This window comes from Natronomonas sp. (assembly GCF_028274965.1).
Lineage (GTDB): Archaea > Halobacteriota > Halobacteria > Halobacteriales > Haloarculaceae > Natronomonas.
Window position 1 is genome coordinate 1 of sequence record NZ_JAQCNO010000029.1, and the last position, 24,001, is coordinate 24,001.

The window sequence follows — 24,001 nt, forward strand, 5'->3', positions numbered from 1 at the left end:
TCGGTTCGGATTCATCGTTCTTATAATTACTTCTTTGTTTATCCGGGGCCAAGCGGCGTGAAACGGCCCGATACGGCCCGCTGACGGCGTGTTCGTATTTCCCCGACCGCGAAGACGCACTGGACGAACGGTCGGAACGCCCGAACCCATATTAGAGGCCGACGTTGAGCGCGTAGGGCCACTGGGTGTTTGCGACCGCGAGAAAGGCGAGCGCCCCGGCCGCCCCGTAGACGTTCTTCAGGAACGACGTCATCTCGTTCTGTGCGTCCTCGCCCTCCATGCTCCAGAAGTCGTGCATCGTGACCGCGGAGACGAGCAAGAACAGCGCGAGCGCGCCCGCCCCGACCGCGGCGAACGCCCCGACGGCGACCGAGAGGCCGCCGAAGACCAACAGCCCGCCGCTTCCGAGCACCGACAGCTTCGGTGCCGGAAGCCCCTTGAACTCGGCGTAGCCGGCCATCTCGGCGGTGTTCATGAAGTGGTTCAGGCCCATGAAGACGAGCACGCCGCCGAAGACGACGCGGGCGGCGAGGAAGACGGCCTCCGCGGCCGCGGTCTCGAGCATCACTGTGCCCCGCTTTCGTCGGTTGATCGTCGCTCGGGTCCGGCCGCAGGTCGCTGTAGTAACATCACACAATCAGGTACGCGATGGAACCTATATATCACTTCGGCGACAATCGCGTAACCGGGTAACCCCGACGTCACCGCAACGAGCCCACCCGAACGTTTTATCGGCTGTCTCGCGGAATCACGCCCATGGATACGGCCGAGCGGACCGAGCTACTCACGCGGTTCACCGAGGAGGTAATCGAGCGATCCGAGATCGAGGCGCTGTTCGAAGCGGAGGGGACGCCGCGGGCGTACATCGGGTACGCGCCGACCGGCGAGATGCACATCGGCCACTTCACGACGATGCGGAAGCTCGCGGACTTCATCGACGCCGGCGTCGAGCTCACGGTGCTCGTGGCTGACCTCCACGCCCACCTCGACGACGCGAAGAGCCCCTACGAGCTGTTGGACGCCCGCTCGGCGTACTACGAGACCGCGATCGAGGCGATGATCGAGGCCGCCGGCGCGGACGCCGAAGCGGTCTCGTTCGTCCGCGGCACGGAGTTCCAACTCGAGGAGCCCTACACGATGGAGCTGTACCGGACGCTCGCCGACACGACGCTGTCGCGCGCACAGCGGGCGGGCAGCGAGGTCGTCAGACAGTCCGAGAACCCGACGCTCGGGGGGCTGGTGTACACGCTCATGCAGGCCTTAGACGTCGCGGCGCTCGGGGCCGACATCGCCTACGGCGGGATCGACCAGCGCGGCATCTACATGTTCGCCCGCGAGCGGCTGCCGGACCTCGGCCACGAGAAGCCGATCTGCGTGTTCGCGCCGCTCCTGTCGGGGCTCTCCGGCGGGAAGATGTCCGCCTCCCAGGCCGACTCGAAGATCAACCTCACCGACGACGAGGCCGCCGTGGAATCGAAGATCGAGGGCGCGTACTGCCCCGCCGGCGAGACGACGGACAACGGCGTCTTGGAGTACCTCCGCTTTCTCGTCTTCCCGGTGCTCGAAGGGCGCGACCGGGCCTTCGTCGTCGAGCGCCCCGAGGAGTACGGCGGCGACCTCACGTACGACGGCTACGAGACCCTGGAGTCGGATTTCGTCTCCGGGGAGCTGCACCCGGCCGACCTCAAGCCGGCGGCGGCGGCGGCCATCTCTGAGGTCATCGCGCCGGTCAGAGAGCGGCTCCTCGAGGCCCCCGAGTTGCTCGCGTCGGCGTACCCCGAAACGCACGACTGAGCGGCGGTTGAGCGCGGGGAGGACCTCAAAGCCCCTCGAGCCAACGTTCCGCCCAGGACTCGATCTGGTCGAAGACCGGACACAGCGACCGGCCCTTCTCGGTCAGCGAGTAGTACGTCGCAACGGGGGCGTCCTCCTCGAGGCGGCGCTCGACGAAGCCCGTCGCCTGGAGGTCGTCGAGGACGCGCGACAGCGTCCGGGAGTTCGCGTCCGTCGATCGCTTGATCTCGTTGAAGCGCTTCTCGCCGTCCTGGAGGTCGTGCAACACGAGGAGCCGCCATTTCGACCCGATCTGCTCCATCGACTCCACGACGGGACACGGCGAGTCGAGTCGTTGCTCGGCGTTCGACATACCCTCTGTTAGGGGTTCTTCGGATAAATAAGCACGCGTCGGTGGCCGGCGGCGAAGACAACACACAAGTCCGCACCGCTCCTAACGGGCGTATGTACACCGGACGCACGGAGAAACCGTGTTGTCTCTGCGGGAACCCCGAGACGGACCACCGGATCGACATCCCTCCGCGGGCGATCCAGCTGTTGAAACACGCCGGGCCGATCGCCTGGCAGGACGTCGAGGGCGAGGTGTCGCTGTACTTCTGTCGGGACGACTGGGAGACCGTCCGGGAGCTGGTCCTCGAGACCGGGATGAGCCCGCTGTCGCGGTGTAACGCGGGGCGGGCGTCGTTCGTTCTCCGGGAGGACTTCGAGGCGCTGTTGAACGACGTCAGGGCGGAGCCGGACCAACGGCCCCTAGAGCGCGAACTGCTCGCGGAGGCCGAGGAAACCCTCGAACGGTACGAGGACGGCGACGACCTCGTCGAGACCAGAGACCTCGTCGAGGCGCGGATCGTGACGTGGGCCCTCGAGGACCTCGGGCGACCGCCGGCGCCCGCGGACGACTGAACGCCGACGAGGCAAACGGGGGTCGCCCTCGCAGACAAGGCCAGTTCGACGGTACCGAGGACACGCCTCGAGGAACGAACGCGATTCCGGGCCGAACCACTAGACGGTGATGTACTCCTCGTTGAACGTCCACTCGCCGTCGTCGTTTTTCGTCATGTACTCGCCGTAGTAGGGCACGCGCTCGGCGACCGTCTCGCGGAACGCCTCGCGGATCTCCGGTTTCGACATCTCGCCCATGCTCTTGAGGTCGTCGTTCCGGTTGAGACAGCCCTTGAGGTACCCCTCGTGGGTCACGCGGACGCGGTGGCAGTTCGCACAGAAGTCGGCGTTGCCGACGGGGTCGACGATCTCGACCATGCCGCCCGGGAGCGCCGGGTCGTCCTCGCCGACGAAGTACCGGTTCCGGCCGTGCATGTCGCGGCGCTCGATGCGGTCGGCCCGTTCGGCGAGCCACCCGTGGACGCGCTCTATGTCGATCGCCCACTCGGGGCGACCGGCCAACTCCGGCATGTACTCGATGAGCTGCAACTGGAGGCCCTCGTGTTCGGCGACGTGATCGACCATCTCGGGGACGTACCCCGCGGTCTTCTCGAAGACGACGGCGTTGAGTTTGACCGGCGACAGCCCGGCGTCGAGCGCGGCGTCGATGCCGGCCATGACCTCGTCGTACGCCGAGCTCTTTGTCACCTCGGCGAACGCCTCCGGGGAGAGGGCGTCCTGTGAGACGTTGACCCGTTCGAGGCCGGCGTCGGCGAGCGCCCCGGCGCGCTCCGGGAGGAACGTGCCGTTCGTCGTCATCGACGTGCCGATGGAGTCGGGCGTTCGGCGGACGATCTCCTCGAGGTCGCCCCGAAGCATCGGCTCGCCGCCGGTGAACTTCGCCTTTTCGACGCCGAACTCGGCGGCGACCTCTAAGAACCGAACGACGTCGTCCGCCGACATCTCGTCGTCGGCCGGCTCCATCGGGCCGCGCGTGTCGCCGAGGCCCTCGTTGTGACAGTAGACGCAATCGAAGTTACACCGGTCGGTGAGCGAGATCCGGACCCCGGAGACCTCCCGACCGAAATCGTCTTCGAGCATATCTCCCAGTTCGGACACGCGTGCTTAAATTCGGTGCCGCATCGCCGCCCGACGTAACCGTTAGAGGTTACATCTCGGCCGACGCGGCGAGATTGTTCCGGGCGGTGTCACAACGCTTATCGACGCTTGCGGACCTACTGGCCCCATGGACGAACAGGAGGTACTCGATCTGCTCTCGGCGGTTGAGGACCCCGACCTGGGCGGCGACATCGTCTCGCTCGGGCTCGTCAACGACGTCGACGTCGGTCCCGATACGGTCTCGATCGATCTGGCTCTCGGCGCCCCGTACTCGCCGGCCGAGACGGCCCTCGCCGGGGACGTCCGGGCGGCCCTCGAGGGCACGGGCTACGGGATCGAACTTTCCGCGAGCGTCGACACCGGCCTCTCGGCCGACGAGCAGATCCTCCCGAACGTCGAGAACATCATCGCCGTCGCCTCGGGGAAAGGCGGCGTCGGCAAATCGACGGTCGCGGTGAACGTGGCGGCCGGGCTCTCGGAACTCGGCGCCCGCGTCGGGCTGTTCGACGCCGACATCTACGGCCCGAACGTCCCCCGGATGGTCGAGGCCGACGCCCAGCCCAAGGCGACCCGCGAGGAGACGATCGTCCCGCCGCAGCGACACGGGATGAAGCTGATGAGCATGGACTTTCTGGTCGGCGAGGACGATCCGGTCATCTGGCGGGGGCCGATGGTGCACAAGGTGTTGACCCAGCTGTGGGAGGACGTCGAGTGGGGGGCGCTCGATTACATGGTCGTCGACCTGCCGCCGGGGACGGGCGACACGCAGCTGACGCTTCTGCAGTCGGTCCCCGTCTCGGGGGCCGTCATCGTGACGACGCCGCAGGCCGTCGCGCTCGACGACGCGCGGAAAGGCCTCCGGATGTTCGGCGAGCACGAGACGCCCGTGTTGGGGATCGTCGAGAACATGTCCGGGTTCGTCTGCCCGGACTGCGGGGGCGAACACGACATCTTCGGCAGCGGCGGCGGCGAGGCCTTCGCCGAGGAGGTCGACATGCCGTTTCTCGGCCGCGTTCCGCTGGACCCGGCCGTCCGGGAGGGCGGCGACGCCGGCGAGCCGGTCGTCTTGGACGCGGACAGCGAGACCGGCGGCGCCTTCCGTTCGGTCGCCGACGCGACGGCGAACATGCAGGGCATCGTTCGGCGGCGGTCGGTCTCGGCGCGGTCGCGGCCGGCGGAGTGACCGGCCCCCGAACGCGGCGAACGTCGCCCGCGGCCGCCGTTCCGTGCGGTTTAAGTACGGTGGTCGGGTATCGTCGGGTGCAATAGATGCAGGGGCCCCGGCCCCGAGTCCGGAAGGGCGAGGATACGCGTGCGAGTCGTGGTAGCCAAGCATGGCCCAAGGCGCAGGGTTGCTAACTCTGTGGCGCAAGCCTCCGGGGTTCAAATCCCCGCCACGACGCTAATCGAACCCACACATGAGCACAGAAGAACCAGACGCGGACGAGGCCGAAGACGACGGCGAGGACATCCAGTACTTCGTCCGGATCGGCCAGACCGACCTCGACGGGACGAAAAGCGTCGAGCGGGCGTTGACCGACATGGACGGTGTCGGCCGGCGCGTCGCTCGCATCATCGCGGACAGGGCCGGGATCGACCGGCGGGAGGTCCTCGGCGCGCTGGACGAGGAGACGATCGACGGGATCGTCGACCTCGTCGAGAGCTACGCCGAGGAGGTCCCCGAGTGGATGACGAACCACCAGGAGGACTTCTTCACCGGCGAGACGACCCACGAGATCGGCAACGACCTCGGGATGAGCCGCCGTCAGGACATCAACCGGATGAAGATGATCGACTCCTACCGCGGTGTGCGGCACAAACGCGGCCAGAAGGTCCGCGGACAGCGGACCAAATCCACCGGCCGGACCGAGGGAACGATCGGCGTCAACATCGAAGCGATCAAAGAGGAACAGGCCGAGGAGGCCGACGACGAGTAATGACGCTCGGCACCAACACCAAGTTCTACGAGACGCCGAATCACCCCTTCCAGGGCGAACGGATCGCCGAGGAGGCCGACCTCCTCTCGCGGTACGGCCTGAAGAACAAAGAGGAGCTGTGGCGCGCACAGTCCGAACTGCGCGGGTACCGCCGCGAGGCCCGCCGGCTCATCGGCGAGGCCCAGGGCGACACCGAGGCCGCCGCCGACGCCGGCAGCGAGTTCCTCGCCCGCCTGAAGCGGATCGGCGTCCTCGGCGACGGCGACAGCCTCGACGACGTCCTCTCGCTGGACGAGACGGACATCCTCGAGCGCCGCCTCCAGACGGTCGCCTACCGGAACGGCATCGGCAACACGCCCGAGCAGGCGCGGCAGTTCATCGTCCACGGACACGTGACGGTCGACGGCGCCCGCGTCGGAGCGCCGTCCTCGAAGGTCGATGTCGCCGACGAGGACGCGATCGAGTTCGACGACACGAGCCCGCTTTCGGACGATCTCCACCCCGAACGCGCGGAGGGACAGTAACGATGGCAGACGAAAACACCTGGGGCATCGCGCACGTGTATGCCTCGTTCAACAACACGATAATCACCGTAACGGACCTGACCGGCGCCGAGACGATCGTCAAGTCGTCCGGCGGGACGGTCGTGAAACAGAACCGCGACGAGGCGTCGCCGTACGCCGCCATGCAGATGGCCGAGGTCGTCGCCGAGGAGGTACAGGACGCCGGCATCGACGGCGTCCACGTCCGCGTTCGTGGTCCCGGCGGGAACCAACAGAACAACCCCGGACCGGGCGCGCAGGCGACGATCCGCGCTCTCGCGAGAGCCGGACTAGAGATCGGCCGCATCGAGGACGTCACACCGACCCCGCACGACGGTACACGGGCCCCGAAGAACGCCGGGTTCTAAGATGTCCGAGGAGTACGACGTGACGTTCATCGACCGCGACGAGACGAGCGCGAGGTTCCTCGTCCGCGGCGTGACGCCGGCGTTCGCAAACGGGATCCGACGGGCGATGCTCGCCGACGTGCCGACGCTCTCGATCGACACCGTCCGCGTCATCGAGAACTCGTCGGTCATGTTCGACGAGCAGATCGCCCTGCGGCTCGGGCTGATACCGCTGACGACCCCGGACGACTACCGGCCCGACGACACCGTGACGCTCGCGATCGACGTCGAGGGGCCCGACACGGCGTACTCGGGCGATCTCGTCTCCAGCGACGAGCAGGTGCAACCGGCCGAAGCGGACGTGCCGATCATCGACCTCAAGGAGGGCCAGCGGCTCGAACTCGAGGCCGACGCCGAACTCGGATACGGCAAGGACCACGCCAAACACCAAGGCGGCGTCGCCGTCGGGTACCGACACCTCCAGCGCGTCGCGGTCGTCGGCGAGAAAAGCGAGTTCGAGGACGAGGAGCCCCGGATCCTCCGGGGCGTCATCGAGGACGACGGCGAGCTCGTCGACACCGAGGCGTTCGAGCACGACCTCACGAACCGCTACCCCGGCAAGGAACTCGAGGTCACCGACGTGCCGAACGCGTTCGTCTTCGACGTCGAGACGGACGGGTCGATGCCGATCGACGACCTCGTGTTGAAGGCGGCCGAGTCGCTCAGCACCCGCGCGGACGAACTCGAAGACGCGGTCCAACTGTAAGAATGAGAACGATCCCCCACGCATCCCGACCGACGTCCGACTCCGGCCCGAGCGGCGGCGACGCCGCGCGTTCGGGCCCGGAGGACACCCGGACCGAAAGGAGTTTGAGTGGGGATCGAGAACACATCACGACGCGCAGGGATAGCCAAGTCAGGCCAACGGCGCAGCGTTCAGGGCGCTGTCCTGTAGAGGTCCGCAGGTTCAAATCCTGCTCCCTGCATCCACTTCTCAGGAGCAACAACGATGAGTAGCAAGACCAACCCGAGGCTCACCAGTCTCATCGCCGACCTGAAATCGACCGCCCGTAGCGGCGGGAGCGAGGTCTGGAGCGACGTGGCCGAGCGCCTCGAAAAGCCCCGGAGCACGCACGCGGAAGTCAACCTGGGCCGCATCGAGCGGTACGCCCAGGAGGACGAGACCGTCGTCGTGCCCGGCAAGGTGCTCGGGTCTGGTGCCCTCCGCAAGGGGGTCACCGTCGCAGCCGTCGACTTCTCGTCGACGGCCCGGACGAAGATCGATCAGGTAGGCAAAGCGATCGAGCTAGAACAGGCACTCGAAGACAACCCCGACGGATCCGACGTCCGGGTGGTTCGATGAGCTACGCGGAATTCGACGCCGACGCCGTGATCGACGCCCGCGACTGCATCCTCGGTCGCGTCGCCTCACAGGTCGCCGAACGCGCCCTCGACGGCGAGCAAATTGCCGTGATCAACGCCGAACAGGCGGTCATCACCGGCGGGGAGGAGGACGTCATGGAGGTGTACCGCGGCCGACGCGAGGTCGGCTCCGATCGCGGACCCCACTACCCGAAGCGGCCCGATCGGCTGTTCAAACGCGCCGTCCGCGGGATGTTGCCGTACAAGACGACCCGCGGCCGCGAAGCGTTCGAGGGCGTCCGGATCTACATGGGCAACCCCTACGAGGGCGACGACGCCGTCGATCCGGAGATCCTCGAGGGGACGTCCCTCGATAGGCTGTCGAAGATCAAGTTCGTCTCGCTCGGCGAGATCAGCGAGAACCTGGGTGCTAACGTCACATGGTAATCAACACGTCCGGAAAGAAGAAGACGGCCGTCGCCAGAGCGACGGTTTCGGAGGGCACCGGCCGGGTGCGGATCAACTCCCGGCCGGTCGAGCTCACGGAGCCGGAGCAGGCGCGGCTGAAGATGCTCGAACCGTTCCGTATCGCCGACGAGGACCTCCGCGACGCGGTCGACATCGAGGTCACCGTCTCCGGGGGCGGGTTCGCCGGACAGGCGGACGCGGTCCGGACCGCCATCGCGCGCGGCCTCGTCGAACACACAAACGACGCCGAACTCAGGGACGCGTTCATGTCCTTCGACCGCTCGCTGCTCGTCAACGACGTACGGCAGTCCGAATCGAAAAAGTGGGGCGGCCCGGGAGCACGGGCGCGCTACCAGAAATCGTACCGCTGAGGTGATCCGAACATGATGGTACCGGTTCGGTGTTTCACGTGCGGTAACGTCGTCGGCCAACACTGGGAGGAGTTCAAAGAGCGCGCCCGCGAGGGCGAGGAGGACCCCGCGGAGGTGCTCGACGAGCTCGGCGTCGAGCGCGCCTGCTGTCGGCGGATGCTCGTATCGCACAAGGACCTCGTCGACATCGTCTCACCGTACCAATGAGGGGGACGAACCGCTACGAGAAGGCGCGCATCCTGGGCGCGAGGGCGCTGCAGGTGTCCTACGGCGCCCCGGTACTCATCGAGACGGACCAGACGGAGCCGATCCTCGTCGCCGCCGAGGAGTACGACGCCGACGCGTTGCCATTCACCGTCCGCCGGGGGCGGAAATGACGCTCATCACCGAGGTCCGGCTCCGTCGGATCCTCGATAGCCGCGGATCCCCGACCGTCGAGGCCGAGGTTCGGACCGAAAACGGCGGCTTCGGCCGCGGTGCCGCGCCCTCGGGAGCGTCGACCGGCGAGTACGAGGCCGTCGAGATACCGGCCGAGGAGGCGATCGCGAACGCCCGCGAACTCGCCGTCCCCCGGATCGAGGGACAGGTGTACGCCGGCGACCAGCGCGGCGTCGACAGCGCGCTCCGGGGGGCCGACGGCACCGGCGACTTCTCGGAGATCGGCGCCAACAGCGCGGTCGCCATCTCGATGGCCGCCGCGAGGGCCGCCGCCGACGTGCTCGGTGCGCCGCTGTACCAGCACCTCGGCGGCGCCTTCCGGGGGCGCGAGGGTCCCGTTCCGCTCGGCAACGTCATCGGCGGCGGCGAACACGCCGCCGACGCCACGCACATCCAGGAGTTTCTCGCCGCGCCCGTCGGTGCGCCCTCGGTCGACGACGCCGTCTTCGCGAACGCGGCGGTCCACGGCGAGGCGGGCGACATCCTCGCCGAGCGCGGGATCGCAGCCGCGAAGGGCGACGAGGGCGCCTGGGCCCCCTCGATCGACGACGAGGAGGCCTTCGAGATCATGGACGAGGCCGTCGGAAGGGTCTCGGAGCGCGTCGGGTTCGAGATCGGCTTCGGGCTCGATATGGCCGGGGCCGAGCTCTACGAGGACGGCGTCTACCACTACGGCGAGGAGACGAAGACGCCAGACGAACAGCGGGAGTACGTTGCACACCTGATCTCGGAGTACGACCTCGTCTACGTCGAGGACCCCCTCGACGAGGACGACTTCGAGGGGTTCGCCGCGCTCGTCGACCGGGTCGGCCGCGGCCCGAACGGACGCGGCGGCCGGCCGCTGATCTGCGGCGACGACCTGTTCGTGACGAACACCGACCGCATCGAGCGCGGGATCGAGGCGGGCGCCGCAAACAGCGTGCTCATCAAACCGAACCAGATCGGGACGCTCTCGGAGGCGTTCGACGCCATCGAGATGGCGACGCGGAACGGCTACGAGCCCGTGGTGTCACACCGCAGCGGCGAAACGGAGGACACGACCATCGCACACCTCGCCGTCGCGACCGGCGCGCCCTTTATCAAGACGGGCACGGTCGGCGGCGAGCGAACCGCAAAGCTGAACGAACTCATTAGAATCGAAGCAAACGCATGAGCGACAACGAAGAGGGGCTCGACGCCTCCGAACTGGACGAGGAACTCGACGAGCTCGAAGACGAGCTCGATGACGAACTCGACGAGCCGGAGACGGGGGCCGACGAGGCCGACCCCACGACGGACGAACCGCCCGCCGAGGAGGCAGCCGACGCGGCAGCCGACGAGGACGAAACCCAAGCAGTCGACGACGAGCCGGTGCTCGACGAGGACGTCATGCCGGACGACGAGGCCGACCTCCTCATCCCCGTCGAGGACTACCTGGCCGCGGGGGTCCACATCGGGACCCAACAGGAGACGAAGTCGATGGACCGGTTCATCCACCGCGTCCGGACCGACGGGCTGTACGTCCTCGACGTCTCCCAGACGGACGCGCGGATCCGGACGGCCGCGTCGTTCCTGGCGAACTACGACCCCGAGCAGATACTCGTCGCCTCGTCGCGGCAGTACGGCCGGTTCCCGGCCGAGAAGTTCGCCGACGCGGTCGGGGCACGCGCCCGGACGGGTCGGTTCATCCCGGGGACGCTCACCAACCCCGACTACGCCGGCTACATCGAGCCCGACGTCGTCGTGGTCACCGACCCGATCGGCGACTCCCAGGCGGTCAAGGAGGCGATCACCGTCGGGATCCCGGTCATCGCGATGTGCGATTCGAACAACACCACGTCGAACGTCGACCTCGTCGTTCCCACGAACAACAAGGGCCGAAAGGCGCTGAGCGTGGTCTACTGGCTGCTCGCGAACGAGACCCTCGATCGCCGCGGCGCGGAGCCGGCCTACGCGCTTGAGGACTTCGAGACCGGACCCTGAGCGCCCCGGGGTCGCCCGCAGCCGTCAGCCGTCGAGCGGTCGCTCTGCGAGTTCCTCGTAGACGAGATCGAGTCCGGCCGGCGTCTCGTCGACCCATCGCGCGGTCTCGACGCCGGGGCCGGGGCTGACCGTCCCCGACTCGCGCGTTCCGAGAAAGGAGAGATACGGGTTCGGAGCCGGATCGCGGCCGGTCGGATCGTCCATGTACAGCACGTGAAGCTGTGCGAGACCGTCGATGTTCGCCTCGATTCCGGTCGCCTCCCGGAGACCGCGTTTGGCGCACTCGCGGTAGGACTCCCCGGGCCGGCGCCCGGTGCCGGGGTCGACCCACCCGTCGGCTTTCTCGTATCGCACAAACAGCGACTCGCCGCCCTCCGTGACCTCGATTCCCGCCCCGCCGACGACGCCGAATGCGTCGAACGCCTCACACACCGCGTCGTAGGCGTCCGTCGAGCACTCGACGCGACGCCCGACGAGGTCGATCTCGCCGTGCTCAGCCGCGAGGTCGGCGACGAGGCCGTTGACGTGACGCGACAGTTCGATCGGCACACGGACGCTCCGGCCGCCAGCGGTTTGGGTGTTACGCGGGCCGCCGGGCCGCGTCCGGCCGGCGGTCGCGGTTCGGATACGCTTTTTGTCCGCCCCGCCGAGGACCGCGTATGACCGTCTCGAGCGCGCCGGCGAAGGTGTACGTCTTCGGCGAACACGCAGTCGTCTACGGCGAACCGGCCGTGCCGTGTGCGATCCAGCGACGCGCACGCGTGACCGTCGAGCGCCGGGAGGACCGACGGATACGGGTTCGAGCGGACGATCTCACCCTTGATGGGTTCACCGTCAGGTGGGGCGGCGATCCCGACGACCGCCCCGACGTGGACGCGCCGGAACCGCTCGTCGAGGCCGCGATGAGCTACCTCGACGGCGCGATCGAGCAGGCACTCGACGCCGCCGGCCGATCCGACGTCGGGTTCGACGTCACCGTCGAGAGCGACATCCCGCTCGGGGCCGGGTTGGGGTCGTCGGCCGCCGTCGTCGTGGCGACGATCGACGCGGCGACGCGGGAACTCGGGGTCGATCTCGACGCACGGACGATCGCCGATCGGGCCTACCGCGTCGAGTACGAGGTACAGGACGGCCAGGCCTCGCGGGCCGACACGTTCTGCTCGGCGGTGGGCGGCGCCGTCCGGGTCCAAGGCGAGGACTGTCGGCGGGTGGACGATCCGCCGGCGCTTCCTTTCGTGATCGGGTACGATGGCAACGCCGGGGACACCGGCGAACTCGTCGCCGGCGTCAGATCGCTCCGCGAGGAGTACGGCTTCGCCGCCGACACCGTCGGGGCGATCGGCGACATCGTCAGGAGCGGCCGGACGGCACTCGACGACGGCGACGTCGCGGAGATCGGCCGGCTGATGGACTTCAACCACGGGCTGCTCTCGGCGCTCGGGGTTTCCTCGCGCTCGCTCGATGCGATGGTCTGGGCGGCCAGGGAGGCCGGCGCCGACGGGGCGAAACTGACCGGCGCCGGCGGCGGCGGCTGTGTCGTCGCGCTGGATAGCACCGATCGGACCCGGACCGCACTCGAGTACACCCCGGGATGCGAGACGGCGTTCCGGGCCGAACTGGACACCGAGGGGGTGCGCGCCGACGAATGACGACGGTCCTCAAACTCGGCGGGAGCGTCCTCACCGAGAAGGAACGCGCCGAGACGGTCGACGAGGCGGCGCTCGAACGGGCGGCCGACGCGCTCGCCGCGGCGGACGATCGACTCGTCGTCGTGCACGGGGGCGGCAGCTTCGGCCACCACCACGCGGCCGCCCACGGCGTCTCCGAGTCGGCCGGCACCCGCGACGACGGCGCGATCAGAGCGATCCACGGCGCGATGACGCGCCTGAACGCGGCGGTGATCGAGGCCCTCGCCGGCGTCGGCGTCCCGGCGGTCCCGGTCCACCCCTTTTCGGGGATACGCCGATCGGCCGACGGCGCGTTGGACCCGACGACGGCACACGTCGGGACGATGCTCGAGGAGGGGCTCGTCCCGGTCCTCCACGGCGACGTCGTCGCACATGAGGGCGCGGGCGCGACGATCCTCTCGGGGGACGAACTCGTCGTCGTCCTCGCGGGCGCGCTGTCGGCCGATCGGGTCGGCGTCTGCTCGACGACGCCCGGCGTATACGACGCCGACGGGAACGTGATCGACCGCGTCGGCTCCTTCGAGGCGGTCGCGGAGGCCGTCGGCGACAGCGACGCGACGGATGTCACGGGCGGGATGGCCGGGAAGGTCCGGGCGCTTTTGTCCCTGGACGCCCCCGCAAGCGTGTTCGGCCTCGGGGACCTCCCGGCGTTCGTCGACGGCGGGGAGCCCGGAACGCGGATCGAGTGAGCGCGGCGGTCAACCCACGCACTTTTTACGTCGGCGGCGCGAAGCCGGAGACAACCGAGCTACGGTCGCTCCGGACTCGGAGGGCGACCGGCAGTCGTCGGCGGACAGCGGCCGACCGGGCAGGCCTCGGTGTGAACCCGTGGTTGCCTCGTCGAACCCGCTCGCCGACCCACCGACGTCGTCGGTGTCGCGGCCGTCGCAAAGCGGTCGTGTGCGTGGCCGGTCGCCCAGCCGCTCGTCCGGTTGGCGGTCTCTCGGAGGTAAACTATGGAAATCGAACTCGCAACTATCGGCGGCTACGAGGAGGTCGGACGGCAGATGACTGCCGTCCGTGCCGGGGAGAACGTTGTCATCTTCGACATGGGGCTCAACCTCTCGAAGGTTCTCATTCACGACAACGTCGAGACCGAGCGGATGCACAGTCTGGACCTGATCGACATGGGCGCGATCCCCGACGACCGCGTCATGTCGGACATCGAGGGCGACGTGCAGGCGATCGTGCCGACGCACGGCCACCTCGATCACATCGGGGCGATCTCGAAGCTCGCACACCGGTACGACGCCCCCATCGTGGCGACGCCGTTCACCATCGAACTCGTCAAACAGGAGATCGACAGCGAGGAGAAGTTCGGCGTCCAGAACGACCTCATCAAGATGGACCCCGGCGGAACGATGTCGATCGGCGACGACTGCGAACTCGAGTTCGTCAACGTGACGCACTCGGTGATCGACGCGATCAACCCGGTGTTGCACACGCCGGAGGGCGCCGTCGTCTACGGGCTCGACAAGCGGATGGACCACAACCCGGTCATCGGCGATCCGATCGACATGGACCGCTTCGGGGAGATCGGCCGTGACGGCGTCCTCTGTTACATCGAGGACTGCACAAACGCCGGCCGGAAGGGCCGAACGCCCTCGGAGTCCGTCGCGCGCGCACACCTGAAGGACGTGATCTACTCCCTTGAGGACTACGACGGCGGGATCGTGGCGACGACGTTCTCGAGTCACATCGCCCGCGTCAAGTCGCTCGTCGAGTTCGCCGACGACATCGGCAGACAGCCCGTCCTCCTCGGCCGGTCCATGGAGAAGTACTCCGGGACGGCCGAGCGACTCGACTACATCGACCTGCCGAGCGACCTCGGCATGTACGGCCACCGCAAGTCCGTCGATCGGACGTTCAAACGGATCATGAACGAGGGCAAGGAGAACTACCTGCCGGTCGTCACCGGCCACCAGGGCGAGCCCCGGGCGATGTTGACCCGGATGGCCCGCGGCGAGACGCCGTACGAACTCGACCAGGGCGACAAGGTCATCTTCTCGGCGCGGGTCATCCCCGAGCCGACGAACGAGGGCCAGCGGTACCAAGCCGAGAAGCTGCTCGGCATGCAGGGCGCCCGCATCTACGACGACATCCACGTCTCCGGGCACCTCAGCACCGAGGGCCACTACCGGATGCTCGAGACGCTTGACCCCGAACACGTCGTCCCGGCCCACCAGGACATGGGCGGGTACTCGCCGTACGTCGAGTTGGCGAGCAGCCAGGGCTACCGCCTCGGCGAGGACCTCCACGTCACCCAAAACGGGAACACGATCCAGCTCACTGAATGACCCCCTCAGACCGCGTCGAATCGGCCATCGCCGACCGTCGGGCGGTCATCGACGACGCGATAGACGAGCAGCTACCGATCGTCGCGCCCGAGCGGCTCTACTCGGCCTCGCGGTACCTGCTCGACGCCGGCGGAAAGCGGCTGCGACCGACGATCCTGCTGTTGGTCGCTGAGGCGGTCTCCGACGTCGAGCCGCTGTCTGCCGACTACCGGGCGTTCCCGTCGCCCGGCGGCGAGGAGGTCGACGTCCTCTCGGCCGCCGTGTCGGTCGAGGTCATCCAGTCGTTCACCCTCATCCACGACGACATCATGGACGACGACGACCTCAGACGCGGCGTCCCCGCGGTCCACCGCGAGTACGACCTCGAGACCGCGATCCTGGCCGGCGACACCCTCTACTCGAAGGCCTTCGAGTACATGCTCGACACCGACGCGCCGCCGGCCCGGTGCGTCGGGGCGATAGAGGAACTCGCCACGACCTGTACGGAGATCTGCGAGGGCCAGTCCCTCGACGTCGGCTTCGAGGGGCGAACGGACGTGACCGTAGATGAGTACCTCGAGATGATCGAGTTCAAGACCGCCGTGCTGTACGCGGCCGCCGCCGCGATCCCGGCGATCCTGCTCGGCTGCGACGAGGCGACCGTCGACGCGCTGCACGGCTACGGGCTGGACATCGGTCGGGCGTTCCAGATCCAAGACGACCTGCTGGATCTGACGACCCCGAGCGCCGAACTCGGCAAGCAGCGCGGCTCCGATCTCGTCGAGGGCAAGCGGACGGTCATCACGCTGCACGCCAGAAACCAGGGGATCGACACCGAGACGCTCGTCTCCGAGGACCCGACGGACGACGAGATCGAACTCGCGGTGAACCGGCTGACCGACGCCGGGAGCATCGAGTTCGCGAGGGAGACGGCGGCCGATCTCGTCGACAGCGGCAAGCGACGGCTCGAGGTGCTCCCCGAGGGCGAACACCGGGAGCTGCTCGAGGGCATCGCCGACTACCTCGTCGAGCGGGAGTACTGAGAGCCCCCCGCGGTCGATCGCCGCGGGTCCGACGCCGAACCCGTGGAGTTTTGAGACTGCCTCCGGTAGTCCCACGCGATGGACGAAGACCTCCGGACGCGGATCGAACGGGAGGCCGAGACGGCCGCGCTGTTCAACGCGCTCAAACACGACAGCGACGCGCAGGTGGATGCGATCATGGGGCCGATGATGGGCGAGCACCCGGACTTTCGCCCCCACGGCGACCGGATCCCCGAGGTCATAGAGCCGCTGATCGCGGAGGTCAACGCCCTATCGACGGCCGAAAAGCGCGACCGACTCGAGTCGCTCGCCCCGGAGCGACTTGAGGAACTCGACGCCGAATCGGAGACCGACGACCGGGCGCTTCCCGACCTCCCGAACGTCGAGGCCTACGACTCGGTGCGGATGCGTCTCGCGCCGAACCCCAACGGGCCGTGGCACCTCGGCAGCGCGCGGATGCCCGCCGTCATCGGGACGTACAAAGAGCGCTACGACGGCTGGATGCTGTGTCGCTTCGACGACACGGACCCCGAAACGAAGCGGCCGGACCTCGACGCCTACGGGGAGATACTCGACGCCATCGAGTACCTCGGGTTCGAGCCGGACGAGGTCGTCAAGGCCTCCGACCGCGTCGAAACGTACCACGAGTACGCCAGAGACCTCATCGACGCGGGCGGCGCCTACACGTGTAGCTGTCCGGCCGACGCGTTCTCGGAGCTGAAAAACGCCGGCGAGCCCTGCCCCCACAGGGACAAAGACGCCGAGACGACCCGCTCGGAGTTCGAGTCGATGGTCGACGGCGAGTACGGCTCCGGCGAGATGGTGCTCCGCGTCCGGACCGACATCGAGCACAAAAACCCCGCGCTGCGCGATTGGGTCGCCTTCCGGATGGTCGATACGCCCCATCCCCGCCCCGAAGCGGCCGAGCACCGGTGTTGGCCGATGTTGGACTTCCAGTCGGGGATCGACGATCACGCGTTCGACATCACCCACATCGTCCGGGGGATCGACCTTCAGGACTCGGCCAAGCGGCAGGCCTTCGTGTACGACTACTTTGGGTGGGAGTACCCCGAGGTCGTCCACTGGGGGCACGTCCAGATCGACGACTACGAGGTGGAGATGTCGACATCGACGATCAAGGAACTCATCGCGTCGGGGAAACTCGACGGGTGGGACGATCCCCGCGCCCCGACGCTTGCGAGCCTCCGGCGGCGCGGCATCCGCGGCGAGGCGATCGTCAACGCGATGGCGAAACTGGGCACGTCGACCTCGAACGTCGACCTCGCGATGTCGTCGGTCTACGCCGAAAACAGGGCGCTCGTCGGCGACGCCGACCGCCGGTTTTTCGTCCGCGACGGGGTCGAAAAGCCGGTCTCGGGCGGCCCCGAGGCCGGAACGCCGCCGCTTCACCCGGACCACGACGAGCGCGGGACCCGCCGGATCCCCCTCGACGGCTCCGTGTTGGTCGAACCGGGGGACGTGCCGCCGGTCGGCGAGCGCGTGTGGCTGAAAGGCTTCGGTCCGGTCCGACACGCCGGGGACGGCTTCGAGTTCACCGACGACCCGATCGACGTCGTCCGGAACGGCTCGGTCGACGTCGTCCACTGGGTTCCGAAGGCCGACAGCGTTCCGCTGCGCCTGCGGCGCATGGACGGCGTCGAAACCGGCCGCGCGGAACCGGGGATCAACTCGTACGCCCTCGACGAGATCGTCCAGTTCGAGCGGATCGGGTTCGCCCGGATCGACAGCCACGACGACGACGGGGAGTCCGTCGCGTACTTCACGCACCGATGACATCCTCCAGACGTGGGCGTCTCGCCGAAACCCGCCGGATCCGTCCGTAGCGCGGGCGTCAGCGAAGGCTTAAGGCCGACCGACCCCGCCGTTTTCGTACTGATGGCGATCGATCCGCACTTCGAGGAGACCCGCGAGCGCGAGGGGACCGAACGCGAGGTGGACGTGTGGGGTCCGACCGACCCCCCCGAGACGCTCGGCATCCGGGGCACCCACGTCGCCGTCGATTTCGACATCTGCATCGGCGACGGGGCGTGTTTGGAGGACTGTCCGGTCGACGTCTTCGAGTGGGTCGACACGCCGGGCCATCCCGAGAGCGACCGCAAGGTGAACCCGACGAACGAGTCGCAGTGTATCGACTGCATGCTGTGTGTCGACGTCTGTCCGGTCGACGCCATCGACGTCGACCCGGGCCGGGAAAACCGCATCTGAGGGCCGATCGGACGTTAGCTCACTCGCCGGCGTACCCGACGTCGACCTCGCCGGCGTCGAGTTCCGCCTCGACCTCGCGGGCCGCCTGGACCATGTTCTCCATCTTCCGGTAGGCGGCCTCGCGGGGCAGGAGCTTCACGCCACAGTCGGGCGAAACCGTGAGTCGCTCCGGCGGGACGATCTCGAGGCCCTTCGTGATGTTCTGTTTGATCGACTCGACGGACTCGACGTCGGCGGTGTGTACGTCGACGACGCCCAACGCCAGGTCCTTATCGAAGGACGGCTGCGTGAACACGTCCAGTTGGTCGTACTCCCCGTTTGCCAACTCGAGGTCGTACTCGTGGACCGGCATGTCGAGGATCTCCGGGTATATCCGGGAGTAATCGCCGTAACAGACGTGGAGTCCGAGGCGGACGTCCTCGGGGACGCCGTCGGCGATGTGTTCGAGACACTCCCCGACGATGGCGTGGTCGTCGGGCGTCGTCGCCAGCGCCGGTTCGTCGATCTGGATGTAGCGCGCCCCCGCCGCGACGAGGGCGTTGATCTCCTCGTTGACGAGATCAGCTAGTTCGTACGCGAGTTCGGCCTCGTCGTCGTAGTGCTCGTTGAACGACCACGACGCGAGCGTGTAGGGCCCGGTGATCGGCACCTTCACCGGCCGGTCGGTGACGCCGGTCGTGAACTCGAACTCGTCGACGAGCCACGGCTCGTCGTACCGGACCTCGTCGGCGACGGAGGGCTTATCGAAGTAGTTGTGTCCCCAGACCTTGACCGGGCCGTTGAACTCGTAGCCGTCGATCCGGTCGGCGAAGTACTCCACCATCTCGTTTCTGCGCATCTCGCCGTCGACGACGACGTCGAGCCCCGAGCGGACGTGTTCGTCGGTGATGAGCCGGGCCGCGTCGTCGAGGGCCTCCTCGAGGTTCGCGTCGTCGAAGTCCCGATCGTCGTCCTCGGCGAGCTCCTTGGCCCGGTTGAGCCACTTCGGCTTGGGGTAGGACCCGACCACGGTCGTCAGGAGGAAGTGGTCGTTCGGGTGGTCCTCGGGCCGGAACTGCGAGCGCGTGTCGACGTACCCGTCGGGGCTCACAGCGACACCTCCTCGCTGCCGGCGGCGAGCGCGCCGAGTTTGTCCTTCGTCCTGTTCGTCGGCAGGTAGAACAGTTCGGTGTTCGGCGTCGCGTACACCGTCTCGAACGTCTGGGCCGGGACCTGGTCGTCGACCCACTCGATCCGCTCGGCGATCTCCTCGGGGCGCTCGACGCGCGTGTTCTGCCCGTCCACGACCCCGAGTGCGATGTCGTCTTTGGTCCCGTACTCCTGGATGTTGTAGACGCTCCCGTCGTGATCGGAGACGAAATCGAAGCCGATGGCCTCAACGTCGGCGTCCATCAGGTGGGCGTAGGGCTTCTCGGGGATCGACCCCCAGTAGGTGTGGACGACGACGTCGGAGTCGACCGCGGCGGCGACCGTATCGATCGCCTCGCTGGCCCGCTCGTCCTCCCCGTCGGCGGGCGGATCGACGACGAGCGACGGTTCGAGGAGAAACAGCGTCTCGACGGGCGGGAACGCCTCCGCCTCGGCGGCAAGGAACTCGGCGATCGCGTCCAGAAACGCCGCCTCGTCGCCGTAGTGTTCGTCCGTCGCGAGCGAGAAAAGCGAGTACGGGCCGGGGAGGATCGCCTGCGAGGCGTCCGCCGCCCGCAGTTCGGCCGAGACGTCCCCGGTCGCGGAGAGATCACCGTGGACGACCGGCTCCCGGTAGAAGTTGTTGTTGTCGTAGTACCGGACGATGCCCCGCGTCTCGACGTTCTCGTGGACCGACAGGGGGTGTGCAAGCATGTCGTCCCAGCGCGATTGGCCCTCGACGAGGCGGTCGAGGCCGGCCTCGATCTGCCACTCCAGGAGTTCGCCGCGGACGTCGCCGTACGTCTCGGTCACCGCCTCGCCCTCGCCGCCGGAGACCAGATCGTCCTTCTGGTGGCCCTTGAGATCGGACAGCTCGTCTTTCGCCCAGTCGGGCAGCGGGTACAGTCCGGGTGTCGTCGCGAGTACCTCCGTCATTGGGTCTCAGTACGAGATGACGGTGTTTAATATTTCCTACTCAGGTATTTCCGTGGGTAATTTCGAGGACGACGAGCCGCTCGAAGGGGAACGACTCGGAGGCGATCTCGCGGGTCGCCATCCCGGCGTCAGCAGCGAGATCGGCGACGGCGTCGAGCCCCGTCAGCGACGAGACGAGGAGGTACCCGCGTCCGTCCGACCGGAGGACGCGGCCGACGTCCGCGAGAAACGGGCGGATCACCCGCCGGCCGTCGGGGCCGCCCGAGAGCGCGTGTTCGAGGGAGTCGTCCCACTCGACGTCCGGGGGCGTCGGCAGATACGGCGGGTTGAACAGGACGGTATCGAAGCTTCCCGCCGCGAACGGGCGGGTCAGATCGCCGCGCACGACGTCGATCCCCTCTGATCGCGCCCGCCGGCAGGCCGCCGGCGCGAGGTCGCTGCCGAGGACCGTCGCGTCCGTCTCGGCGGCGACGCGCCCGGCGACGTACCCGGAGCCGACGCCGACCTCCAGGACGCGTCCGCCGTCGATCGTGTCAAGTGCCGCCTCGGCGAGGAGGTGTGAGTCCTCCGCGGGTTCGTACACGGTCGGAACGTCGCGCTCGTCGGCGAGTCTCATCTGTAGGCGTCCTCGTCGGCGGGGGGATCGGTGACGGACTCCTCGATGCGGCGGGACTCGGCCGCCTCGAGATCGTCGGCGAAGGCCGCGGTCTCGACGCGGTCCCGCCCGCTGAGTTCGCGCTGTGGGAACGGGATCTTGATGTCCTCGGACTCGAAGGCCGACTTGACGGACTCGATGACGGCGTTCTGTGCGCGCCACTTCTCTTGGACCCTCGGCGTCGTGATCCAGTACCGGAGCCTGAGTACCACCGCCGAGTCCGCGAACTCCCGCCTGATGACGTCGGGTTTCGGCTGCTCTGCGACCGCCTCGACCTCCTCCATCGCCCGCACCGCGACGCGCGCCGCCGTAGCGACGTCCTCGCGGTAGTCGACGCCGATGTCGGTGTTCAGCCTGAGGCGGTCGGTCTTCGAGACGTTGACCACCTCGTTTTCGGTCACGGTGTCGTTCGGCACCAAGACGTGCTCCTCGTCGAAGGTCCGCACCTGCGTGTTGTAGATGGTGATGTCGGTCACGATGCCCTCCCAGTCGGCGACGCGGATCCAATCGCCCACCTCGAAGGGGCGCGCGAACAGGATCACGAACCCCGAGAGGATCCCCGACAGCGTCTTGCGGGCGGCGAACCCGAAGACGATCCCGAGGACGCCGGCGCCCAGAAAGACGTTCCGCACCGGAATGCTCCACAGCGTGACGGTGAACGCGCCGATCGGGATGAACACGAGAATCTGGATCACGTGGTGTGCGACCTCGCGTTGATGCGGCGTGATCGCGATCCGCCCGGAGCCGTACTTCACCGATCGCTTCGTCAGCCGCGTCAGGGTGACCCCCGCGGCGATCACGATGAGGGTGACGAGGGCCTTGATCCCGGCCTCGGGCGTTACCGAGAGGAACCCGAAGGCGTCGACGACGTCGCCCGAGACCCGCCAGACGGCGATCAGAAAGACGGTGATCGCGACCGTCATCGCGGTGATCACGAGCGACTGGACGAGCTCGACGGTATCGGCGCCGTACTGCCGTTTCATCCGCCGGCCGCCGTAGTACAGGGCGGCGACGACGGCGGCGAAAAGAACCGCCGCCCCGGCCGTTGCGACGTACCTGACGGACGGGGAATCGAAGGTCAACTGCGCCCAGCGGACGAACCACCGGACCCGGGTCAGGGACGCGAGTGCGAACATGGCGTTCGATCACCCGGGCCCCGGCGGAGCCGGGGACGAGGGCGGCGAGACGCGTGCGAACACGCACGCGGACCCGGGACGCCGACGCCGCCTCATTCGGTCCCGACCTCCGCTGTGAGGCGGGCGAGACGCGCGAACGCGTCCGGGGACACGTTCCCCGCCCGCGCACTCATCAGTTCTTCGCCGGCCGCCTCGACGACGGCGCCGGGGCGATCGATGCCCGAGATGTGCGTCGTGTTCCGGATCGCGTTCCGCAGGGTCTTCCGCCGCTGGGTGAACACCGCCCGGACGATCGACATGAACAGCTCGTCGTCCGGCACCTCGTAGGCCGGCTCTCTTGGGGTCGCGCGCACGACCGCGCTCTCGACGGCCGGCGGGGGCGAAAACGCCTCTCTCGGCACCGGTTCGACGATCTCGACGTCGGCGTAGTGGCCTGCGGTCACCGAGAGGCGGCCGTACTGGTCACTCTTGGGGGCGGCCGCCATCCGGGCTGCGAACTCCGCCTGAAACATCAACACGAGCGGCCGCCCGGCGGGCAACAGCCGGAAAGCGATCTGCGAGGAGACGCCGTACGGCAGGTTCGAGACGGACGCGTCGAACGCCGGCAGCCCGACCTCGAGGGCGTCGCCCTCGATCACCGTCAGGTCGCCCGCCGCGACGGCCGCCGAGAACTCCTCCCGTAGAAACGCCGCGAGTTCCGGATCCCGCTCGACGACCGTGACACTCTCGGCGGCCTCGAGCAGTCGGTCCGTCAGCGCACCGGTGCCGCCGCCGATCTCCAAGACGTGTTCGACGTCGGCTTCGGCGGGGAGGTACCCGGGCAGCCGATCGAGCACCCGGTCGTCGACGAGGAAGTGCTGATCGCGCTCGGGGTCGCCGCGGGCGTCGGCGCGGGCGAGGAGCGCGTCGGGGTCGCGCATACGCGTACTGTAGGAACGGCGTCGTATATCGTTCGCGCTTTCGGCCGGGCTTCGGCCGGCTTTTCGGGATGTCCCACGCCGACAGACCCGACGCGACCTCGGGCGCGTCGAACTGTACTCCGCCGAGACGGGCGGCAGCGGGGCGGGTCAGTCCTCGTCGCGACGGGCGAAGATCCGGTACTTGAGGTCCTCCTTGCGGAGCTCCTCGGTGATCCGCTCGACGAGGATCTCACGCGGGTTGTGGAGCCCCGATACCCGCGCTTCGATGTCCTCGAAGCTCTCGAAGGGCTCGCGCTTTCTGGCGTCGAGCACGTTGTTCCTGAGCTTCTTTCCGATCCCCGGCAGCAGGTTCAGGACGTGCAGCCGCGTCGTGATCGGCTGGGCCTCGGTGTAGAAATCGACGAATCTGCTCTCGTCGGCGTCGATTATCGCCTCGATCGCGTACTCGAGTTCGGACTCGGCCGTACTCGAGAGGTCCTCGTACCGGACGTCACGGAGCGTTTTGACGCTCTCGCCGGGCGGCTCGATCTCGATCCGGTCGCCGATGTTGATCCCGGCGTCGTCGGTCAGTGCCGCCTCGACGAGCCGGAAGTCCGTCTCCCCGAGCGCGAACGCGACCGGCGAGCGCTCGTACTGCGGCCGGTCGTCGTTCGGGCTCCCCCGCGGGAGAAAATCGAGCACAACCGCCGTTCGCGGCGCGTCGTCGGTTCCGTCGTCGCTCATACCGGCGTGTACGCGCAGACGCTACTTAAAGTAGGGGCCGCGGGCCGC

The 24,001-nt window shown here is 68.0% G+C and carries 30 protein-coding genes and 2 tRNA genes; 22 read left to right on the plus strand and 10 right to left on the minus strand.

Annotated features, from left to right (window positions below):
- Positions 1–151: 151 nt before the first annotated feature.
- Positions 152–565 carry a DoxX family protein gene (locus Q0916_RS04585; RefSeq protein WP_299235136.1) on the minus strand — a complete coding sequence of 138 codons (414 nt, stop codon included), beginning with the start codon at positions 563–565 and terminating at the stop codon, positions 152–154.
- 191 nt (positions 566–756) lie between these two features.
- Between Q0916_RS04585 and Q0916_RS04590 the strand changes: the two genes are divergently transcribed.
- A complete protein-coding gene (locus Q0916_RS04590) occupies positions 757–1,794 on the plus strand; it encodes a tyrosine--tRNA ligase (RefSeq protein WP_299235006.1) in 1,038 nt (345 codons plus the stop codon).
- 25 nt (positions 1,795–1,819) lie between these two features.
- Here the strand turns inward: Q0916_RS04590 and Q0916_RS04595 are convergent, their stop codons facing one another.
- On the minus strand, positions 1,820–2,146 hold the full coding sequence (locus Q0916_RS04595; RefSeq protein ID WP_299235007.1) for a winged helix-turn-helix transcriptional regulator: 327 nt from the start codon (positions 2,144–2,146) through the stop codon (positions 1,820–1,822).
- Between the two features lie 92 nt (positions 2,147–2,238).
- Here Q0916_RS04595 and Q0916_RS04600 point away from each other — a divergent pair, with 92 nt between their 5' ends.
- On the plus strand, positions 2,239–2,697 hold the full coding sequence (locus Q0916_RS04600; RefSeq protein ID WP_299235010.1) for a hypothetical protein: 459 nt from the start codon (positions 2,239–2,241) through the stop codon (positions 2,695–2,697).
- Positions 2,698–2,796: 99 nt separating this feature from the next.
- On the opposite strand, the gene moaA is transcribed toward Q0916_RS04600, so the two are convergent.
- Positions 2,797–3,777, minus strand: coding sequence for a GTP 3',8-cyclase MoaA (gene moaA, locus Q0916_RS04605; RefSeq protein WP_299235012.1), 981 nt, complete (start codon positions 3,775–3,777; stop codon positions 2,797–2,799).
- 145 nt (positions 3,778–3,922) lie between these two features.
- On the opposite strand from moaA, the gene Q0916_RS04610 reads away from it, so the two are divergent.
- The 14 genes from Q0916_RS04610 to rpsB all read left to right on the plus strand — a co-directional run bounded on the left by Q0916_RS04610 (position 3,923) and on the right by rpsB (position 11,222).
- Positions 3,923–4,978, plus strand: coding sequence for an Mrp/NBP35 family ATP-binding protein (locus tag Q0916_RS04610; RefSeq protein WP_299235013.1), 1,056 nt, complete (start codon positions 3,923–3,925; stop codon positions 4,976–4,978).
- A gap of 135 nt (positions 4,979–5,113) precedes the next feature.
- A tRNA-Ser gene (locus Q0916_RS04615) sits at positions 5,114–5,197 on the plus strand.
- Positions 5,198–5,213: 16 nt separating this feature from the next.
- Positions 5,214–5,732: a 30S ribosomal protein S13 gene (locus tag Q0916_RS04620; protein ID WP_299235016.1), complete on the plus strand. Its 519-nt coding sequence runs from the start codon at positions 5,214–5,216 to the stop codon at positions 5,730–5,732.
- A complete protein-coding gene (locus tag Q0916_RS04625; RefSeq protein ID WP_299235018.1) occupies positions 5,732–6,256 on the plus strand; it encodes a 30S ribosomal protein S4 in 525 nt (174 codons plus the stop codon). Before Q0916_RS04620 ends, Q0916_RS04625 begins: the two co-directional genes overlap by 1 nt.
- Positions 6,257–6,258: 2 nt before the next feature.
- Positions 6,259–6,642, plus strand: a complete 384-nt coding sequence (locus tag Q0916_RS04630; RefSeq protein ID WP_299235019.1) for a 30S ribosomal protein S11 — start codon at positions 6,259–6,261, stop codon at positions 6,640–6,642.
- 1 nt (position 6,643) lies between these two features.
- The gene (locus tag Q0916_RS04635) at positions 6,644–7,387 is read left to right on the plus strand and encodes a DNA-directed RNA polymerase subunit D (protein ID WP_299235021.1); all 744 of its coding nucleotides are present in this window, start codon (positions 6,644–6,646) and stop codon (positions 7,385–7,387) included.
- A 135-nt stretch (positions 7,388–7,522) separates the two neighbouring features.
- Positions 7,523–7,607, plus strand: a tRNA-Leu gene (locus Q0916_RS04640).
- A 23-nt stretch (positions 7,608–7,630) separates the two neighbouring features.
- Positions 7,631–7,984 carry a 50S ribosomal protein L18e gene (locus Q0916_RS04645; RefSeq protein ID WP_299235022.1) on the plus strand — a complete coding sequence of 118 codons (354 nt, stop codon included), beginning with the start codon at positions 7,631–7,633 and terminating at the stop codon, positions 7,982–7,984.
- On the plus strand, positions 7,981–8,430 hold the full coding sequence (locus Q0916_RS04650) for a 50S ribosomal protein L13 (RefSeq protein ID WP_299235025.1): 450 nt from the start codon (positions 7,981–7,983) through the stop codon (positions 8,428–8,430). The genes Q0916_RS04645 and Q0916_RS04650 overlap by 4 nt, the downstream gene beginning before the upstream one ends.
- Complete coding sequence (locus Q0916_RS04655) at positions 8,424–8,822, plus strand: 30S ribosomal protein S9 (RefSeq protein ID WP_299235026.1); 399 nt, start codon at positions 8,424–8,426, stop codon at positions 8,820–8,822. Before Q0916_RS04650 ends, Q0916_RS04655 begins: the two co-directional genes overlap by 7 nt.
- A 12-nt stretch (positions 8,823–8,834) precedes the next feature.
- On the plus strand, positions 8,835–9,029 hold the full coding sequence (locus Q0916_RS04660; protein ID WP_299235027.1) for a DNA-directed RNA polymerase subunit N: 195 nt from the start codon (positions 8,835–8,837) through the stop codon (positions 9,027–9,029).
- Positions 9,026–9,199 carry a DNA-directed RNA polymerase subunit K gene (locus tag Q0916_RS04665; RefSeq protein WP_299235028.1) on the plus strand — a complete coding sequence of 58 codons (174 nt, stop codon included), beginning with the start codon at positions 9,026–9,028 and terminating at the stop codon, positions 9,197–9,199. The genes Q0916_RS04660 and Q0916_RS04665 overlap by 4 nt, the downstream gene beginning before the upstream one ends.
- The gene (gene eno, locus Q0916_RS04670) at positions 9,196–10,413 is read left to right on the plus strand and encodes a phosphopyruvate hydratase (RefSeq protein WP_299235030.1); all 1,218 of its coding nucleotides are present in this window, start codon (positions 9,196–9,198) and stop codon (positions 10,411–10,413) included. The genes Q0916_RS04665 and eno overlap by 4 nt, the downstream gene beginning before the upstream one ends.
- Complete coding sequence (rpsB, locus tag Q0916_RS04675; protein ID WP_299235032.1) at positions 10,410–11,222, plus strand: 30S ribosomal protein S2; 813 nt, start codon at positions 10,410–10,412, stop codon at positions 11,220–11,222. The genes eno and rpsB overlap by 4 nt, the downstream gene beginning before the upstream one ends.
- Before the next feature lie 24 nt (positions 11,223–11,246).
- On the opposite strand, the gene Q0916_RS04680 is transcribed toward rpsB, so the two are convergent.
- Positions 11,247–11,771 carry an NUDIX hydrolase gene (locus tag Q0916_RS04680; protein ID WP_299235034.1) on the minus strand — a complete coding sequence of 175 codons (525 nt, stop codon included), beginning with the start codon at positions 11,769–11,771 and terminating at the stop codon, positions 11,247–11,249.
- A 110-nt stretch (positions 11,772–11,881) separates the two neighbouring features.
- On the opposite strand from Q0916_RS04680, the gene mvk reads away from it, so the two are divergent.
- The 6 genes from mvk to Q0916_RS04710 all read left to right on the plus strand — a co-directional run bounded on the left by mvk (position 11,882) and on the right by Q0916_RS04710 (position 18,455).
- Complete coding sequence (gene mvk / locus Q0916_RS04685) at positions 11,882–12,871, plus strand: mevalonate kinase (protein WP_299235037.1); 990 nt, start codon at positions 11,882–11,884, stop codon at positions 12,869–12,871.
- The gene (locus Q0916_RS04690; protein WP_299235040.1) at positions 12,868–13,599 is read left to right on the plus strand and encodes an isopentenyl phosphate kinase; all 732 of its coding nucleotides are present in this window, start codon (positions 12,868–12,870) and stop codon (positions 13,597–13,599) included. The genes mvk and Q0916_RS04690 overlap by 4 nt, the downstream gene beginning before the upstream one ends.
- A 267-nt stretch (positions 13,600–13,866) precedes the next feature.
- Positions 13,867–15,207, plus strand: coding sequence for a ribonuclease J (locus Q0916_RS04695; protein WP_299235043.1), 1,341 nt, complete (start codon positions 13,867–13,869; stop codon positions 15,205–15,207).
- Positions 15,204–16,229 (plus strand): geranylfarnesyl diphosphate synthase, encoded by a 1,026-nt coding sequence (gene idsA3, locus Q0916_RS04700; RefSeq protein WP_299235045.1) that lies wholly within the window; start codon positions 15,204–15,206, stop codon positions 16,227–16,229. Before Q0916_RS04695 ends, idsA3 begins: the two co-directional genes overlap by 4 nt.
- A 78-nt stretch (positions 16,230–16,307) precedes the next feature.
- Entirely contained in the window at positions 16,308–18,023 is a 1,716-nt protein-coding gene (locus Q0916_RS04705; protein ID WP_299235047.1) for a glutamate--tRNA ligase, read from the plus strand.
- Positions 18,024–18,125: 102 nt separating this feature from the next.
- Positions 18,126–18,455: a 4Fe-4S dicluster domain-containing protein gene (locus Q0916_RS04710; RefSeq protein WP_299235050.1), complete on the plus strand. Its 330-nt coding sequence runs from the start codon at positions 18,126–18,128 to the stop codon at positions 18,453–18,455.
- A gap of 19 nt (positions 18,456–18,474) precedes the next feature.
- Here the strand turns inward: Q0916_RS04710 and Q0916_RS04715 are convergent, their stop codons facing one another.
- From Q0916_RS04715 to Q0916_RS04740, 6 genes are all read right to left on the minus strand, one after another.
- Positions 18,475–19,545 carry a methionine synthase gene (locus Q0916_RS04715; RefSeq protein WP_299235052.1) on the minus strand — a complete coding sequence of 357 codons (1,071 nt, stop codon included), beginning with the start codon at positions 19,543–19,545 and terminating at the stop codon, positions 18,475–18,477.
- Positions 19,542–20,519, minus strand: coding sequence for a 5-methyltetrahydropteroyltriglutamate--homocysteine methyltransferase (locus Q0916_RS04720; RefSeq protein WP_299235054.1), 978 nt, complete (start codon positions 20,517–20,519; stop codon positions 19,542–19,544). Before Q0916_RS04720 ends, Q0916_RS04715 begins: the two co-directional genes overlap by 4 nt.
- Before the next feature lie 40 nt (positions 20,520–20,559).
- Positions 20,560–21,135, minus strand: coding sequence for a HemK2/MTQ2 family protein methyltransferase (locus Q0916_RS04725; protein WP_299235057.1), 576 nt, complete (start codon positions 21,133–21,135; stop codon positions 20,560–20,562).
- Positions 21,132–22,310: a mechanosensitive ion channel family protein gene (locus Q0916_RS04730; RefSeq protein ID WP_299235060.1), complete on the minus strand. Its 1,179-nt coding sequence runs from the start codon at positions 22,308–22,310 to the stop codon at positions 21,132–21,134. The genes Q0916_RS04725 and Q0916_RS04730 overlap by 4 nt, the downstream gene beginning before the upstream one ends.
- A 92-nt stretch (positions 22,311–22,402) precedes the next feature.
- Complete coding sequence (locus Q0916_RS04735; protein WP_299235063.1) at positions 22,403–23,230, minus strand: 16S ribosomal RNA methyltransferase A; 828 nt, start codon at positions 23,228–23,230, stop codon at positions 22,403–22,405.
- A 147-nt stretch (positions 23,231–23,377) separates the two neighbouring features.
- Positions 23,378–23,953 (minus strand): DUF655 domain-containing protein, encoded by a 576-nt coding sequence (locus Q0916_RS04740; RefSeq protein WP_299235067.1) that lies wholly within the window; start codon positions 23,951–23,953, stop codon positions 23,378–23,380.
- Positions 23,954–24,001: the final 48 nt, after the last annotated feature.

Excerpts from the sequence above, each read along its gene's own strand:
- Q0916_RS04585 (WP_299235136.1), bottom strand. The coding sequence starts at position 565 with ATGCTCGAGACCGCGGCCGCGGAGGCCGTCTTCCTCGCCGCCCGCGTC.
- Q0916_RS04590 (WP_299235006.1), top strand. The coding sequence starts at position 757 with ATGGATACGGCCGAGCGGACCGAGCTACTCACGCGGTTCACCGAGGAG.
- Q0916_RS04595 (WP_299235007.1), bottom strand. The coding sequence starts at position 2,146 with ATGTCGAACGCCGAGCAACGACTCGACTCGCCGTGTCCCGTCGTGGAG.
- Q0916_RS04600 (WP_299235010.1), top strand. The coding sequence starts at position 2,239 with ATGTACACCGGACGCACGGAGAAACCGTGTTGTCTCTGCGGGAACCCC.
- moaA (WP_299235012.1), bottom strand. The coding sequence starts at position 3,777 with ATGCTCGAAGACGATTTCGGTCGGGAGGTCTCCGGGGTCCGGATCTCG.
- Q0916_RS04610 (WP_299235013.1), top strand. The coding sequence starts at position 3,923 with ATGGACGAACAGGAGGTACTCGATCTGCTCTCGGCGGTTGAGGACCCC.
- Q0916_RS04620 (WP_299235016.1), top strand. The coding sequence starts at position 5,214 with ATGAGCACAGAAGAACCAGACGCGGACGAGGCCGAAGACGACGGCGAG.
- Q0916_RS04625 (WP_299235018.1), top strand. The coding sequence starts at position 5,732 with ATGACGCTCGGCACCAACACCAAGTTCTACGAGACGCCGAATCACCCC.
- Q0916_RS04630 (WP_299235019.1), top strand. The coding sequence starts at position 6,259 with ATGGCAGACGAAAACACCTGGGGCATCGCGCACGTGTATGCCTCGTTC.
- Q0916_RS04635 (WP_299235021.1), top strand. The coding sequence starts at position 6,644 with ATGTCCGAGGAGTACGACGTGACGTTCATCGACCGCGACGAGACGAGC.
- Q0916_RS04645 (WP_299235022.1), top strand. The coding sequence starts at position 7,631 with ATGAGTAGCAAGACCAACCCGAGGCTCACCAGTCTCATCGCCGACCTG.
- Q0916_RS04650 (WP_299235025.1), top strand. The coding sequence starts at position 7,981 with ATGAGCTACGCGGAATTCGACGCCGACGCCGTGATCGACGCCCGCGAC.
- Q0916_RS04655 (WP_299235026.1), top strand. The coding sequence starts at position 8,424 with ATGGTAATCAACACGTCCGGAAAGAAGAAGACGGCCGTCGCCAGAGCG.
- Q0916_RS04660 (WP_299235027.1), top strand. The coding sequence starts at position 8,835 with ATGATGGTACCGGTTCGGTGTTTCACGTGCGGTAACGTCGTCGGCCAA.
- Q0916_RS04665 (WP_299235028.1), top strand. The coding sequence starts at position 9,026 with ATGAGGGGGACGAACCGCTACGAGAAGGCGCGCATCCTGGGCGCGAGG.
- eno (WP_299235030.1), top strand. The coding sequence starts at position 9,196 with ATGACGCTCATCACCGAGGTCCGGCTCCGTCGGATCCTCGATAGCCGC.
- rpsB (WP_299235032.1), top strand. The coding sequence starts at position 10,410 with ATGAGCGACAACGAAGAGGGGCTCGACGCCTCCGAACTGGACGAGGAA.
- mvk (WP_299235037.1), top strand. The coding sequence starts at position 11,882 with ATGACCGTCTCGAGCGCGCCGGCGAAGGTGTACGTCTTCGGCGAACAC.
- Q0916_RS04690 (WP_299235040.1), top strand. The coding sequence starts at position 12,868 with ATGACGACGGTCCTCAAACTCGGCGGGAGCGTCCTCACCGAGAAGGAA.
- Q0916_RS04695 (WP_299235043.1), top strand. The coding sequence starts at position 13,867 with ATGGAAATCGAACTCGCAACTATCGGCGGCTACGAGGAGGTCGGACGG.
- idsA3 (WP_299235045.1), top strand. The coding sequence starts at position 15,204 with ATGACCCCCTCAGACCGCGTCGAATCGGCCATCGCCGACCGTCGGGCG.
- Q0916_RS04705 (WP_299235047.1), top strand. The coding sequence starts at position 16,308 with ATGGACGAAGACCTCCGGACGCGGATCGAACGGGAGGCCGAGACGGCC.
- Q0916_RS04710 (WP_299235050.1), top strand. The coding sequence starts at position 18,126 with ATGGCGATCGATCCGCACTTCGAGGAGACCCGCGAGCGCGAGGGGACC.
- Q0916_RS04720 (WP_299235054.1), bottom strand. The coding sequence starts at position 20,519 with ATGACGGAGGTACTCGCGACGACACCCGGACTGTACCCGCTGCCCGAC.
- Q0916_RS04725 (WP_299235057.1), bottom strand. The coding sequence starts at position 21,135 with ATGAGACTCGCCGACGAGCGCGACGTTCCGACCGTGTACGAACCCGCG.
- Q0916_RS04730 (WP_299235060.1), bottom strand. The coding sequence starts at position 22,310 with ATGTTCGCACTCGCGTCCCTGACCCGGGTCCGGTGGTTCGTCCGCTGG.
- Q0916_RS04735 (WP_299235063.1), bottom strand. The coding sequence starts at position 23,230 with ATGCGCGACCCCGACGCGCTCCTCGCCCGCGCCGACGCCCGCGGCGAC.
- Q0916_RS04740 (WP_299235067.1), bottom strand. The coding sequence starts at position 23,953 with ATGAGCGACGACGGAACCGACGACGCGCCGCGAACGGCGGTTGTGCTC.